12 protein-coding genes and 4 tRNA genes are annotated in these 14,626 nt (G+C 61.7%); 12 read left to right on the forward strand and 4 right to left on the reverse strand.

All coding sequences use genetic code 11. The annotated features are described in order from the left end of the window. Window positions 1-30: 30 nt before the first annotated feature. From R2855_15315 to R2855_15345, 7 genes are all read left to right on the forward strand, one after another. A complete protein-coding gene (locus tag R2855_15315; protein MEZ4532369.1) occupies window positions 31-909 on the forward strand; it encodes a transketolase in 879 nt (292 codons plus the stop codon). Further along, on the forward strand, window positions 906-1,892 hold the full coding sequence (locus R2855_15320) for a transketolase C-terminal domain-containing protein (protein MEZ4532370.1): 987 nt from the start codon (window positions 906-908) through the stop codon (window positions 1,890-1,892). Before R2855_15315 ends, R2855_15320 begins: the two co-directional genes overlap by 4 nt. Then, the gene (gene iolG, locus R2855_15325; GenBank protein MEZ4532371.1) at window positions 1,889-2,911 is read left to right on the forward strand and encodes an inositol 2-dehydrogenase; all 1,023 of its coding nucleotides are present in this window, start codon (window positions 1,889-1,891) and stop codon (window positions 2,909-2,911) included. The genes R2855_15320 and iolG overlap by 4 nt, the downstream gene beginning before the upstream one ends. Before the next feature lie 11 nt (window positions 2,912-2,922). Further along, window positions 2,923-3,816: a 5-deoxy-glucuronate isomerase gene (gene iolB, locus R2855_15330; GenBank protein MEZ4532372.1), complete on the forward strand. Its 894-nt coding sequence runs from the start codon at window positions 2,923-2,925 to the stop codon at window positions 3,814-3,816. 26 nt (window positions 3,817-3,842) lie between these two features. Then, window positions 3,843-5,714: a 3D-(3,5/4)-trihydroxycyclohexane-1,2-dione acylhydrolase (decyclizing) gene (gene iolD / locus R2855_15335; GenBank protein MEZ4532373.1), complete on the forward strand. Its 1,872-nt coding sequence runs from the start codon at window positions 3,843-3,845 to the stop codon at window positions 5,712-5,714. A 74-nt stretch (window positions 5,715-5,788) separates the two neighbouring features. After that, a tRNA-Asp gene (locus R2855_15340) sits at window positions 5,789-5,862 on the forward strand. Between the two features lie 238 nt (window positions 5,863-6,100). Beyond that, on the forward strand, window positions 6,101-7,366 hold the full coding sequence (locus tag R2855_15345) for a 3-deoxy-7-phosphoheptulonate synthase (GenBank protein MEZ4532374.1): 1,266 nt from the start codon (window positions 6,101-6,103) through the stop codon (window positions 7,364-7,366). A gap of 10 nt (window positions 7,367-7,376) precedes the next feature. Here R2855_15345 and R2855_15350 read toward each other — a convergent pair whose 3' ends face one another. Then, window positions 7,377-8,510, reverse strand: coding sequence for a P1 family peptidase (locus R2855_15350; protein ID MEZ4532375.1), 1,134 nt, complete (start codon window positions 8,508-8,510; stop codon window positions 7,377-7,379). 4 nt (window positions 8,511-8,514) lie between these two features. Then, window positions 8,515-9,096: a GNAT family N-acetyltransferase gene (locus R2855_15355; GenBank protein ID MEZ4532376.1), complete on the reverse strand. Its 582-nt coding sequence runs from the start codon at window positions 9,094-9,096 to the stop codon at window positions 8,515-8,517. Between the two features lie 146 nt (window positions 9,097-9,242). Here R2855_15355 and R2855_15360 point away from each other — a divergent pair, with 146 nt between their 5' ends. Continuing rightward, on the forward strand, window positions 9,243-10,967 hold the full coding sequence (locus R2855_15360; protein ID MEZ4532377.1) for a cation:proton antiporter: 1,725 nt from the start codon (window positions 9,243-9,245) through the stop codon (window positions 10,965-10,967). Here the strand turns inward: R2855_15360 and R2855_15365 are convergent. Next, a complete protein-coding gene (locus R2855_15365) occupies window positions 10,962-12,488 on the reverse strand; it encodes an alpha-N-arabinofuranosidase (protein MEZ4532378.1) in 1,527 nt (508 codons plus the stop codon). The genes R2855_15360 and R2855_15365 overlap by 6 nt on opposite strands. Window positions 12,489-12,499: 11 nt before the next feature. After that, window positions 12,500-12,997 (reverse strand): hypothetical protein, encoded by a 498-nt coding sequence (locus R2855_15370; protein ID MEZ4532379.1) that lies wholly within the window; start codon window positions 12,995-12,997, stop codon window positions 12,500-12,502. A gap of 139 nt (window positions 12,998-13,136) precedes the next feature. Here R2855_15370 and R2855_15375 point away from each other — a divergent pair, with 139 nt between their 5' ends. The 4 genes from R2855_15375 (at window position 13,137) to R2855_15390 (ending at window position 14,613) form a co-directional block, all read left to right on the forward strand. After that, a complete protein-coding gene (locus R2855_15375; protein MEZ4532380.1) occupies window positions 13,137-14,231 on the forward strand; it encodes a Zn-dependent alcohol dehydrogenase in 1,095 nt (364 codons plus the stop codon). Window positions 14,232-14,285: 54 nt separating this feature from the next. After that, window positions 14,286-14,371: transfer RNA gene (locus R2855_15380), tRNA-Ser, on the forward strand. Window positions 14,372-14,407: 36 nt separating this feature from the next. Beyond that, window positions 14,408-14,498, forward strand: a tRNA-Ser gene (locus tag R2855_15385). A 39-nt stretch (window positions 14,499-14,537) separates the two neighbouring features. Next, window positions 14,538-14,613 (forward strand) — tRNA-Arg (locus tag R2855_15390). Window positions 14,614-14,626: the final 13 nt, after the last annotated feature.

Genomic DNA, 14,626 nt, shown 5'->3' on the forward strand with positions numbered 1-14,626 from the left:
ATTAACATCAAGCGAAGAGGCGACGACGCTTTGACTTCGAAACGACCGTCTGACCGCTCCATTTCGGAGCTCGACGGGCTTTCCGCCCGCACGCGCGAGCTCATTCTGCGATCGGTGTTCAATGCCGGCGCCGGACACATCGGCGGACCGCTTTCGGTCACCGATATCCTCGTCAATCTCTACTTCGATCGAATCCACATCGATCCAGATCGGCCTCACCTGCCGGATCGGGACCGGGTGATTCTGAGCAAGGGGCATTCGTCCATCGCGCTCTACACCGTGTTGGCGCTGCGTGGTTTCTTCCCGGTCGAGGAACTCGCCACATTCGATGCGATCGACTCCCGGCTGCAAGGCCACCCGTGCATGAAGACGCTGCCGGGAATCGACATGTCGACCGGCTCACTCGGACAGGGACTGTCGCCTGGAGTCGGCATGGCGCTCGGCGCGCGACATGCAGGGCTCGACTTCCACACCTGGGTGATTCTGGGAGATGGTGAAATCCAGGAAGGCCAAATCTGGGAAGCCTGCTTCGTCGCATCCAGGTTCGGGCTTGGGAACCTGACTGCAATTCTCGATTACAACAAGCTGCCGCAATTCGGCTGGCCGAGCGAGGAAGGATATTCCCGCTCGCGACCGATCGACGATCCCGCGGACAAATTCGCGGCATTCGGCTGGGACACAATCACTTGTGATGGCCATGATCACGAATCACTCCGCTCGGCTTTCGATCGAGCAGAGCGCGCGACCGATCAACCCGTCGCCATCATTGCAAACACTATCAAGGGGAAGGGCGTCTCCTTTATGGAGGCGAATCACAACTGGCACGCGAAAGTGCCGACCCAGCAGGAGCTCGATGACGCGGTGGCCGAGCTTGCTGAGCGATCGCTGATTGGAGCAGGTGCCGCATGACGTTGAGAGTGACCACGCTGGCTCCACGACCCTGGACCAACGCCGCGTTGCGCGAGGTTTGGGGCCAAACACTCTGTGACCTTACCGCTGCCGGCGCAAACGCCGTTGTGCTCGACGGCGATCTCGCCAATTCCACGCGCGCCGACATTTTCGCGGATTGTTACCCAGATCGATTCTTCGAAATGGGGATAGCCGAGCAGAACATGGCGGGCGTCGCGGCGGGCATGGCAACGCTGGGGTACACGCCCTGGCTCAGCAGTTTCGCCGCGTTTCTGACCAGTCGCGATCTCGACCAAATCCGGGTGGTCATCGCCCAACCGGGACTCGACGTGAAGATCTGCGGCGGCTATTCAGGCATCCTCACCGGAAAGACGGGCAAGACCCACCAGTCGGTGGAAGACATCGCCACGTTCCGCGCGCTTCCGGGTATCGATGTCATCGCCCCGGCCGATGGACAGGAACTGAAGGCATCCATGACGGCGATTGCTGTCTCCGGGCGACCGACCTATTTGCGGCTGACACGGGATGCCTCGCCGGTTATCTTCCCCGAAAACTATGAGTTCGAGATCGGACGTGCCGTGCTACTCCGTGAGGGCGGCGATCTCGGTATTGTCTCGACCGGTGTGCAAACCGTACGCGCTCTCGACGTTGCAGAGCGACTCGCCGAGCGCGGAATCGAATCCTCTGTGCTCCATGTCCCGACGATCAAGCCGATCGATATCGACGCAATCGTCGAGATCGCCGAGCGCACGAACCTGGTCCTGACCGCCGAGGATCATTCGGTGATCGGCGGATTGGGTGGCGCGGTGGCGGAGGTGCTGGGCGAGCACCGACCGACACTGATGAGGCGAGTCGGCATTCAGGACAGGTTCGGCGAATCCGGGCCCAACGACGCGCTGCTCGAGAAATACGGTCTCTCCGTTGATGCGATGTTCGGCCGGGCGCTCGACCTGCTCGGCAGCAAAGGAAGTACTGAAGCATGACCTCGCCAGCATCGATCCAGATTGGCGTTTTTGGAGCAGGGCGCATCGGCTATCGGCACGCCCGAACGGTTGCGAACGAGATTCAGGGCGCAAAGCTCGCCGCAATCTGCGATGTGCATCTCGAGTCTGCTCAAAAGCTGGCTGACACCACAGGATGCGACCGGGTCACCGCCGATCCCGCCGATATCTTCGAAGATCCCGCGATCGATGCGGTCATCATTGGCACATCGACCGATTCTCACGCCCCGCTGATCGAAGCTGCCGCAGCAGCCGGCAAGCAGATCTTTTGCGAGAAGCCGATCGCGCTCGATCTGGAAACAACCGACCGGGCGATCGCCGCAGCGGAAGTTGCCGGAGTTCAGCTGCAGATCGGATTTCAACGCCGATTCGACAAGGCCTACGCCAAGGCCTCGAAAATGATCCACGATGGCAGGCTCGGAAACATCGAGGTCGTGCGCGACACTATGCGCGACCCGAATCCACCACATGAGGCGTACATTCCCACCAGTGGCGGTCTCTTTCGCGACATGGTCATCCATGACTTCGACTGCGTGCGCTGGTTGATGGGATGCGAGCCAGTGGAAGTTTTCGCCATGGGTGCGAATCTGGTCGACCCTGTCTTCGCCAAGTACAACGATATCGATACCTGCACCGTGAACATTCGCTTCGAGTCCGGCTCACTCGGCGCTATCGATGCCAGCCGCCGCTCGGGTTTCGGCTACGACGTGCGCACAGAGATCTTCGGTTCGAACGGCGCAGTGATGATCGGTGACGGACGCGAAACCCCACTCTTTCGTTATGACAGCGAAGGCGTTTGGAGCGATCACATTTACTGGTTCCTGGAGCGATTCGACGAGGCTTATGTCGAGGAAATCCGCGCCTTCGTGAACTGCTTGCGGCAGGATTCCCCTGTGCCCATCACGGGCGCTGACGGGCGAGCCGCGCTGGCGATGGCATATGCCGCCGAGGCTTCGATTCAGGAAAACGCCCCTGTGCCAATGAGCCGGTTTATGCGTTGAGGAGGGTCCCAGTGAACCCACGCGAACTCTTGCTGCATTCCGCGGTCGATCCCGGCGACGGTGTCCTCATTCATGTCGATGCCGAAATCGCCGAATGGGAGTTCATCGGCCTCACCGTTCACCGGCTCGCGAAAGGGTCGCCGCTCCAGATCGAGAGCAACGGCACCGAATATGCCCTCGTGCTCCTGAGCGGCTCGTGCACAGTGGTTTCCGATGGTGAGCGCGTCGCGCTCGGTCCCCGCGCGAACATCTTCGATGATCCCCCATGGGCGTACTACCTGCCAGTCGGATCCACATGCTCGATCGAGGCCGAGACTCTTTCGGAGATCGCGGTTTGCCGGTCGAAGGCCTCTTCCAGGTTCCCTCCGAGACTCATCACGCCCAGCGATGTGGCAGTCGAGATTCGTGGAGCCGGAAATGCCAGCCGCGAGATTCGTCACGTCATCAAACCTGAGTTTCCGGCTGATTCGCTCCTGATCGTCGAGGTCATCACACCGAGCGGAAACTGGTCGAGCTATCCCCCGCACAAGCATGACATCCACGACATGCCGCGCGAGGCCGACCTCGAGGAGATCTATTACTACCGTATCGACTCTCCCGATGGCTTCGGCCTGCAGCGCCTCTACACTGCTGACGGTACGATCGACGAAGCCTTCGTCATTCGGGATGGCGACCTGCTCCTGGTGCCGTTCGGTTATCACGCCTTCGCCGTCGCCCAGGGATACACCGGCTACTACCTCAATGTGTTGGCAGGCGACGAGCCAGTGCGCACGATGCAACCATCGGACGATCCAAAGCACGCCTGGGTACGGGCGACCTGGAGCGACGACATGAACGATGGCATCGGCAGCTGGAAGGACATCGCCGACAAGATCAACGGCGACGCCGGCAAGCGGCCAAGCTGAACCTGGTCATCCCAGCGGAGGGCTCGATGAAGACTGTTCGACTCACGACAGCACAGGCGCTGGTGCGCTTTCTGTCCAACCAATACATCGAGCGAGACGGCCACGAGCAACGAATGTTCGCCGGCATGTTCGGCATCTTCGGCCATGGCAACGTCTCCGGCATCGGTCAGGCTCTGGAAGAGGTCGGGGAAGACCTCACCTACTATCGCCCGCAGAACGAGCAAGCGATGGTCCATACCTCCATCGCATACGCGCGCATGAAAAATCGCCTGCAGATGATGGCCTGCACATCGTCGGTTGGCCCGGGCGCTCTCAACATGGTGACCGGCGCGGCCACCGCAACGGTCAACCGCTTGCCGGTGTTATTGCTGCCAGGTGACACGTTCGCGAACCGCGTGCCCCATCCCGTCCTGCAACAGCTCGAGTATCCGCTCGGTCAGGACGTTTCGGTCAACGATTGCTTCCGCCCGGTGTCGAGGTACTTCGATCGGATTCAGCGGCCAGAGCAGCTGTTGTCCAGCGGACCTGAGGCGATGCGGGTGCTCGCTGATCCGGCCGAAACCGGTGCGGTCACCCTCGCATTTCCAGAGGATACCCAGACGGAAGCATTCGATGTGCCTGCGTCCTTCCTCGAGAAACGAGTGCATCGGGTCGTGCGGCAGATCGCGCCCGAGTCGGAACTGAGGTATGCCGCCGCGCTCATTGGCGCGTCCGAGCGTCCGCTGATCGTGGCCGGCGGCGGGGTCATCTACAGTGAAGCGACATCGTCGCTCGCCCACTTCGCAGATGAGTTCGGGATACCGGTTGTCACGACACAGGCTGGCAACGGTTCGATGCCGTGGAACCACCCATGGTACGCAGGACCGGTTGGCTCCAACGGCGGTCTTGCAGCCAATCGGCTCGCTGCCGGCGCCGATCTTGTCATCGCAATCGGCACGCGGCTGTCGGACTTTACGACCGCCTCGCATACTGCCTTCCAGAACCCCGAATTGCGGATCCTGAGCATCAATGTCAACGCGATGGACGCCAACAAGGCTGGTTCGTTCCCCCTGGTCTGCGACGCCTGGGAGGCGCTGCTCGGGCTGACCCCCATGCTCCAGGCGCAGAAGTTCCGCACCAGCGCGGCATATGGCGACGTGGTGGAGACCCTTGCTCGCGACTGGAATGCCGCTGTCGACGCGCAACGCGCCGGGATGGCCGGCGTCTCCCTCACACAAGCGCAAGCAATCGGGATCGTGAACCAGGCGACGGAGCCAACCGATGTCGTCGTTTGCGCCGCTGGCGGCATGCCTGGCGATCTGCTCAAGCTTTGGCGTCCACTCGACCCCAAGGGGTATCACGTCGAGTATGGCTTCTCCTGCATGGGATACGAGATAGCGGGTGGCCTGGGCGTCAAGATGGCCGATCCGGAGCGTGAGGTCTTTGTGATGGTGGGCGACGGCAGCTACCTCATGATGAACACCGAGTTGGTGACCTCGCTTGCCGAAGGGCGCAAGATCAACCTCGTCGTGGTCGACAATTCAGGCTTCCAGTGCATTCGCGGACTGCAAATGTCCTGCGGATCGCCGTCTTTTGGCAACGAATTGCGCTACCGCAACCCGGCCACCAACCGGCTCGATGGCGATCTCGTCCCGATCGACTTCGCGGCCAATGGCGCGAGCCTGGGAGCCGCCGCATTCTCGGCAAACAGCCCGGCCGAACTGGAATCGGCGCTCGAAGCAGCCCGGAACGAAACCCGCAGCACGGTCATCCATGTGCGCGTCGACAAGGACATCAGGGTGCCAGGATTCGACAGTTGGTGGGATGTTCCGATTGCGGAGACGTCGAATCAGCCAGGCGTCAAGGACGCGCTCGCGGCATACGATGAAGCACGGGAAAAGCAACGCTTCCTCTATTGACGCCTACCGGTGTTATGTCACGCAAAATGCCTTGACAGGTCGCCAGACTTCGGGCTAGAATGCATTCCGCTCTTGGAGGCGTGGTGTAGTGGCCTAACATGCAGCCCTGTCAAGGCTGAGACCGCGGGTTCGAATCCCGTCGCTTCCGCTGAATGGCGCCGAGTCTTTCGAGGCTCGGCGTTTTTCGTTCTGGTTCGATTTCGGTGGGCGCTCGGGGACCACCTGCAAACCGCTTGCCGCGACAGGTTCTCGATCGGCCGTGCCTTCCGGAGTTCTCGTACTATTTGTGACCGGTCGCGGCGAATGCGCCTGCGAATCATGTAAACGAGAACATGCCCAGGCGGACGATTGCCTTCGCGCATGCAAGCTAGAGTGATGGAACCAACATGCTGGTGGTAATGCAGTCTTCCGCGACTTGCAAGCAGATCGAACGCGTCTGCGAGGTCGCGCACGGCGCCGGGCTGGAACCCGCAGTCTACGAGGGAGAGCCGGCCCAGATCCTCTTGCTCGGTAACCCGCTTTCCGAGGTCGAGACGGTGCTGCGCAGTCTCCCCGGGGTCGCGACCATCCTGGTTCCCAGCGGTTCGCATATGCCGATCACGAGCAATCTGCGCATCAAGGCGATTCGGCCGCTGATTCCGCCAGCCATTCTGATGGAGCAACTGCCGCTGACTCACGAGCGCGCAACGCTAGTGCAGCAGTCACGGCGCGCGGCCAGCCGCATCCTGAACGGCGAGGACGACCGTCTGCTGGTGGTGGTTGGACCGTGTTCGATTCACGATGCCGGAGCGGCGCTCGACTATGCGGCGCGGCTGGCGGAAATCGCCCCCGCGCTTGCGCATGACCTGTTGATCGTCCTGCGAGTTTACTTCGAGAAGCCGCGCACAACCGTCGGCTGGAAGGGCCTGATCAACGATCCCCGTGGAGACGGTAGCTATGCGGTGAACGAGGGTTTGCGCATCGCGAGGGGTCTTCTGCTGGACGTGCTCGATCTTGGACTGCCGGCCGGCTGCGAGTTTCTCGATCCGATCTCGCCGCAGTTCATTGCCGATGCGGTGAGCTGGGCGGCCATCGGTGCACGAACGACGGAAAGCCAGGTGCATCGGAACCTCTCGTCCGGCTTGTCCATGCCCGTCGGATTCAAGAACGGCACGAGCGGTGACATTCAGATCGCGATCGACGCGATCTCCGCTGCGTCATGGCCGCATCACTTCATGAGCGTGACGGAAGAAGGATTGGCGGCGATCGTGGAGACACGCGGCAACCGCGACACCCATGTCATTCTGCGTGGTGGCCGGTCGGGTCCGAACTACGACGAAGGGAGCGTCAGCGCGGCGCTCGATTCGCTTCGGGCTGCCAACCTGCCAGCGCGTGTCATGATCGATGCGAGTCACGGCAACAGCAACAAGGACTACCGCCGACAGCCATTGGTCGCACATGAAGTCGCCCAGCAGATCAGCGCGGGAGAAGCGGGCATCATCGGCCTGATGCTGGAGAGCTTCCTGGTCGATGGGCGGCAGGAGCTCGATTGGTCGGGCGACATGACCTACGGGCAGAGCGTTACCGATAGCTGCATGGGCTGGGAGATGTTGCTCCCTGTCCTCGACGAACTTGCCGAAGCAGTGCGCGCACGCCGCGCTGCAGCTGGCTGACATCAATCCCTCATTGTTCCGGGGCGAGTCGCCCATGGGCGCTGAGTATTGCCGTGACGCGTTCCAGGGGGAGCGCCGTTCTCACATGTCCATCACGACCGACGGTCGTCTCGGCGCGAAACAGGGCATTCAAGATCGCCTCCTCCGTCGCCTCGACGACACTCTGGAAGAGCGCGTCGATTGCCGCGCTCGAACCTTCTGGCCCGCTCTCGGCGAGTAGCTCGATCGGTGCCGTCCACCCTGTACCTGAATATGGGCTGCGAACCGACTCGGCGGTCGAAAACGCCAGCACCACATCGCCGCTGCCGTTGCCGCCGAGCGAGCCGGTACGGGCCATTCCCAACACTGCCCGCTTTGCAAGCCTGCGTAGCTGCCGATCGAGCAACGGGGCGTTCGTAGCAACCACCATGACGATCGAACCCTTGTCCACCTGAGGACCGGTTTCCTCGTTCAGCAGACGGCCCACCGGAACGCCGTCGATGACCAGCGCGTCTTTCCGACCGAAGTTCGCCAGAACCAGGACGCCGACCGTCCAGCCCCCAACGTCGATCGGGACAACACGGGACGACGTGCCGATCCCGCCTTTGTAGCCAAACAAGGACATGCCTGTCCCTGCGCCAATCGCGCCCTCGGCGACCGGTCCGCCGCTGGCAGTGGCAATCGCCGCGGCGACATCTTCGGCGCGGACATGCCGACCCTGGATATCGTTCAAGAATCCGTCGTTGCACTCACCAACGAATGGATTGACCGTAGACATGGAAACGCCGATCTCCGGATTCTCGGATATCGCGTGGGAAATGAGTGCATCGGCGACGCGTCCGACCGCGAGGGTCGAGGTGAGAGCGATCGGCGTTTCCAGGACGCCCAGTTCCTCAATTTGCTCGATTCCGACGCACTTGCCAAACCCATTGAACTGATAGAACGCGGCCGGAACCCGGTCGAGAAAGAGATTGCCCGGATGCGGCAGAACGACGGTCACGCCAGTTCGCGCGGGACCGAATCCTGGGCGCAACTGCCCGTCTCCGAATGAAACCGTCACCTGCCCGACGGTCACTCCAGGCACGTCGGTGATGGCATTGTGGGTCCCAGTCGGAAGGGTTCCGATGCGCAGACCAATGTCACGCGCGCGGGGCCGTTCATTCATAGCGTCACGCCAACTGGTCGGCAGTCGCGACCCACGTCGGATCGATCTGGAGGACCGAATAGATGTAGAGATCGATGCGCTCGCCGTTCTTGAGTCCGTAGCCCCGCATGAGACCTTCTTCTTGCATCCCGATATTGCGAATCACGCTCGCAGAGGCTCCGTTTCCCGGCAAGAAGGTGGCCTGGATCCGGTAGAGGTCGAGAACCTCGAACGACCAGGAGACAACGCGGCGGGCGGCCTCGGTGGTGTATCCGCTGCCGCGATACGGCTCGCCCAGCCAATACCCGAGCTCGGCGCGACCGGCCTCTGGTTGGACATCGTGCAAACCAATCGACCCAATGAGCTCACCAGAGTCCCTGAGCGTGATTGCCCATCCGAACGTGCTTCCATCTTCATCGGCCTTCGCGCGGATTCCAATGAACTCATGCGCATCATCGATCGAATACGGGTATGGGATCGAACCTGTCCAGCGATGAATCTCGAGATCTTGCAGTAGTGCCGTGAGCTGCTCCGCGTCGTCCGAAACGAACGGACGCAGTATCAGTCGCCGGGTTTCAAGCGATTCGATTCGCTGTTCAGTGTTCATGTCGCTCCTCTCGCATGGCAATGTTCCATACATGCGAAAATACCACCGACATCACACTGATGCGGTCCCAACCATGCCGTTGCCAATCCCGAACGCCCCAGGGCGCGGTTCGGTGGATCAGTGTTTCGTGCCGGAGGCGCCATCGCATGGAGCATAGCGAGCTCGTCTACGACCTGGCGCTCGCGCTTGCGGCGGCGTTTGCAGGTGGCTGGGTCGCCCGCCGCTTTGGTCAGCCGGTGCTCATTGGCTACCTCATCGCCGGCATTCTCATCGGACCGAACACCCCTGGCTATGCGGCCGACCGTGAGCGCGTCCCGCAGCTTGCCGAGCTGGGCGTGGCCTTTCTCATGTTCGGTCTTGGCGTGGAGTTCTCGCTGTCGGAGCTCCTTCGCGTACGCAAGATCGTCAGCCTCGCTGGAAGCATCCAGATCCCCTTTACGATCGTGCTTGGCATCGTCGTGGGGCTTCTCAGCGGATGGAACATCCAGGCGTCATGCCTGCTCGGAGGCGCGTTCGCGATTTCCAGCTCGATCGTGACCTTGACCTGGCTGATGAGCCGGGGCGAGGTCGACTCTCCACAGGCGCATGTCGCGCTTGGTCTTGGTGTGGTGCAGGACCTGGCGTTGGTTCCGATGATCGCGCTCCTTCCTGTCCTCAGCAACACCGGTGAGAACGTGCCACTCGAGCTGCTCAAGTCGGTCGGCATCGCCACGGTGGCTCTGGTGCTCGTGATCGTGTTGGGGACGCGGCTCGTCCCTCGGATTCTCTATGCCGTAGCTCGGGTGGAATCTCGAGAACTATTTCTGTTGGTCGTGGTGTTGATCGCGCTGGGCACTGCGCTGGCAAGCCAGGAAGCAGGGCTATCGCTCGCCCTTGGCGCATTCCTCGCCGGATTGGTCGTTTCAGAGTCGGAGTATGACCGTCAGGTCCTGAGCGAGATCATCCCACTCCGCGACCTGTTCGCGACGCTCTTTTTCGTTTCGATTGGCATGTTGGTCGACCCTGCCTACATTGCGTCGCATGTGCCGCAGATTGCTATGTTCACCTCGGCGCTGGTCATCGGAAAGATGCTCATCATCGGCGGCGCGTTGCTGGCTGCAGGGGTGAACCACACCACAGCGACGCTGGTGGCCGTTTTCATGGCGCAGATGGGCGAGTTCAGCTTCGTTCTGGCGGGCGCCGGCTCGGAAGAGCATGTCATCGACGACAACCAGTTCGGGGTCATCATGGCGACCGCGGTTGCCTCGATTCTGCTCACACCGTTGGTCGTGCGGATGGCGCCGGCATTGGTCGACCTGGCTGCGCGACTTCCGGGTGTCGCGGCGCAGGAGCTGGCAATCGTCGGCGATGAGCCGCCCGGCGAGGAACTGAAGCGGCACACGATCATTTGCGGATACGGCCGGGTCGGCACGGTGCTCGGAGATGCGCTCGACCGCCGCAACTTCGCCTACACCGTGGTCGAGATCAATCCGGCGATCGTGCGAGATTTGCGGCGGCGCGGCATTCACGCAGTCTATGGTGATGCCGGCAATGAACCGGTGCTCGACCACGCCGGTATCCGGCATGCTCGCGTGCTGGTCGTCGCCTCGGTCGATCTGGTTGCCACCCCGGCGGCTATCCGCTATGCCCGCAAGGTCAATCCGTCGATCAGCATTGTCACCCGCGCGCAGGCGGCAAGCGAGGTGGAGCTGCTGCGGGCTGCCGGCGCGAACGAAATCGTTCAACCCGAGTTCGAAGCCGGGCTGGAGTGCGTTCGCTATGTCATGCGGCGCTACGGCGTTTCCGCCCAGGAGACCAACGCCATTGTCGGGCGCCGCCGCACCGCGCACTATCGGGCAGCGGTCGCAGGTGCGCCTGAGGAATCCCTATAGCGCTCCTGCGGATACCGGCACGAATCGGTAGACATTCCAGGACATCGGCGGAAGGTTGTCGGTCAGCCGATTGTCGGCGCAGGTTGCGTCTGGAATTGCGCGAGGAACGACACGCTCGGGATCTGCCGCGGTATTCGCTTCTGCGGGATCATCGGCCGTCAGCCGGTAGGTCTCGGAAAGTCGAAGCTGATCGTCGCCAAGCATCGCCAGCGCAAGCGGAACCGCCTCTTCCATCGAGCGATTGATCGCGAAAAGGGTCACCGTCGCCGTTTCGGGATCGCGTGTCACGATCGACTCGATCGCCGGTTGCGGTCCGTATCTGGGGGTATCGATCACCGGCCCGGAATGCGATGAATAGATCAGTTCGCCACGCCCAAACGCTGACGCGTGCGCGAAGGGATACCAGGTGGTTTGCTTCCACATCGGACCACCCGTTTCGGTCATGAGCGGGGCAAGCACATTGACGATCTGCGCAATACACGCCATGCGCACGCGTCCTGCATGACGCAGCAGCGTGAGCAACATGGATCCGACCGCGACTGCATCCACCGCGGAATAGCACTCCTCCCCGAACGGGGGCGCAACTTGCCACGGCCGCTCACGCATGAGCACCTTGTCGGTCTCCCGATTGTGGTACCAGACATTCCATTCGTCGAGGCTCAGCATCATCGTTTTCTGGCTTCGCTTGCGGGCCTTCACGAGGTCGCAGGCTGCAATGACCGCCTTGATTTGCTCGTCCATCTCGACCGACTGCACCAACAGGTCCTGCACACCAACTTCATCTCGCAAGTAGATGTGCAACGAGATGTAGTCGACGCTGTTGTAGGCGCGATCGAGAACCGTTTCCTCCCAGTCCGGAAACGTTGACATGCGCGGACCGGAGCTCCCGCATGCGACCAGTTCGATCGTTGGGTCGATCAAGCGCATGGCTTTGGCGCACTCGGCGGCAAGGATGCCGTAGTCGCCGGCCGGTCGCTGTCCGATCTGCCACGGACCATCCATCTCATTGCCCAGGCACCAGACCGGCACGTTATGCGGCATCTCGTAGCCGTGGCTGCGACGGAGATCGCTCCACTTCGTCCCTCCAGGATGGTTGCAGTACTCAAGCAGGTCGCATGCGGCATCCAGGCCGCGTGTGCCGAGATTGACCGCCAGCATGGGCTGGCTGTCGATCGCCGCCACCCAGTCCATGAACTCGTTGGTCCCGACCAGGTTCGGTTCGAGCGACCGCCAGGCGAGCTCCAACCGTACCGGCCGATCTTCTCGCGGACCCACCCCTTCTTCCCAGACATAGCTCGAGACGAAGTTGCCACCGGGGTAGCGAACGAGCGGCATGTTCAGCGAGCGCAGCGCTTCGACAACGTCACCGCGGAATCCATGCGCATCGGCCGTTGGGTGCGACGGTTCGTAGATCCCTCCGTAGATTCCACGGCCCAGGTGCTCGATGAATCCGGAGTAGATGCGCGGATCGATCGAAGCGACCGGCTCATCGAGATAGGCACGAATCATCGCTTCCTGCATGGCTCAGTTCCTCATTTGCTCAAGTCGGCGCTCAGCAATTGCCCAATGCGTTTGGCGACCGCAAGGTAGGCTTCGGTCTCCCGCTGATACGCGATCGTCCCCCGTTCTCGGTCAGTTGATTCGACTGTTTGGGATGCGCCGTCACGGACGCTGTCGATGTCCTCGCGGAGCTCCTCGTCGTGGATGAGGAACGACAGCACTTGCAATTCTGTCCAGAGCTGGTTGTATTCGGCCCGGTCGCCCGAATCGATCGGCTCGCCATGCGGACCGGTTGGCCACTTGCCAGTCAGATCGGACTCGGCAACGCAATTCCAATAGTGCCGATCGACGATGGCATGCCACCTTGCGGCAACGTTGAGCAATTCCGTCAGCTTCTCATACTGGAACTGCTCGCGTTGCGATTCGCGCCGCTGTGAGCGCCCCCAGCGGGTCTCGATCCAGCTCTGCCCCATGACGAGCAACCCGCCCAGAATGAGCGTGAGCACCGGAAACCAGACTTCGAATCGCACGATCTCTCCTCCGGGCGCCGTCGCCCTGGCAAGCTCCCGTCATCATACCGAGGAGCGCACATCCGAGACGAGGCTGTTCGACGCCGGATGCGTACAATTTCGCTTCGACGAACGACCAGGAAGCACAAGGGAGTATGCGATGCGCGCAGCCGTCCAGTTCGAGGTTCCAGGCCAACTCGAGATCGTCGATCTCGAGGTAGACGACCCAGGACCTCGCGAGGTACTGATCCAGGTTGCCGCTTCTGGACTTTGCCACAGCGACTTGCATTTCCTCGAAGGGAAGTACCACACCGACCTCCCGTGCGTGCTCGGGCACGAGGCAGCCGGCATCGTGCTTTCCGTGGGACGAGACGTTACCTACCTGCGACCGGGCGATCACGTTATCACCTGCCTCTCGAGCTTCTGCGGAACATGCGCGTTCTGCGTCACGGGACGCCCCTACCTTTGCAATCGGCAGGGACTGGAACGATCTCCAGACGAAAAACCGCGGCTCTCGTTCGACGGCCAGCGGGTGAACCAGTTCGCGCGCCTCGGCGCGTTTGCCGAACAGATGCTGGTCCACGAGAACAGCACTGTGACCATCACCAAAGAGATGCCGCTCGACCGGGCCGCGCTGGTGGGCTGCGCGGTGACCACCGGTGTGGGGGCCGTCACGAACACCGCACGCATCCCGCTGGGAGCAACTGTGGCGATTCTCGGTTGCGGAGGAGTCGGGCTCAACGCGGTCCAGGGCGCCGCCATGGCCGGCGCCGGCAAAGTGATCGCCATCGACAAGCTCGCATGGAAGCTCGATCTGGCCAGGCAATACGGAGCCACCGATGTCGTCGATGCCTCGGAAGAGGACGCGGTGGAGGCGGTGCTGAACATCGTGCCGGGCGGAGTCGACTATGCGTTCGAAGCGATCGGGCTGAAGTCAGCGGCCGAACAAGCGTTTCGAATGCTCGGGAAAGGCGGCAGCGCCGTTATTGTCGGTATGATCCCCGAAGGCGAAATGATCGAAGTCAGCGGCGAACTGCTGATGGGTGACGGGAAGAGTCTGCTTGGTTCCAATATGGGTTCGAACCGCTTTCGGGTGGACATTCCCAAGTATGTTGCGGCTTATCTGGCTGGGGACTTGAAGCTCGACGAGCTCGTGTCGCGAACGATCTCGCTCGACGAGGTGAACGATGGCTATGCCGCGCTCAACCGCGGTGAAGTGGCGCGCAGTGTGATCGTGTTCGACGGCGTGAACTAGAAGCGGGATCGCAGGGAATCGGCGTCTGGTGTAGAATTGCCCGGCTTGCGACTCGGAGAGGTGGCCGAGTGGTTTAAGGCGGCTGTCTTGAAAACAGTTGAGTGAAAGCTCCGGGGGTTCGAATCCCTCCCTCTCCGCCAGCCACCGGCGCCGATGCTCGAGAAATGCGAGAATCTGGGAAGGTGCCAGAGTGGTCGAATGGGGCCGCCTGCTAAGCGGTTGAAGGGGCTTTAATCTCTTCCGAGGGTTCGAATCCCTCCCTTCCCGCCGCGAACGGTAGCGCGTTCGCAAGATGGACATGAATAGGCGCCTGTAGCTCAGGGGATAGAGCGTTGGGTTGCGGACCCAAAGGCCGCAGGTTCGAATCCTGCCAGGCGTACCAAGATGCGATCAGC

It is taken from the genome of Thermomicrobiales bacterium (genome assembly GCA_041390825.1).
Lineage (GTDB): Bacteria > Chloroflexota > Chloroflexia > Thermomicrobiales > UBA6265 > JAMLHN01.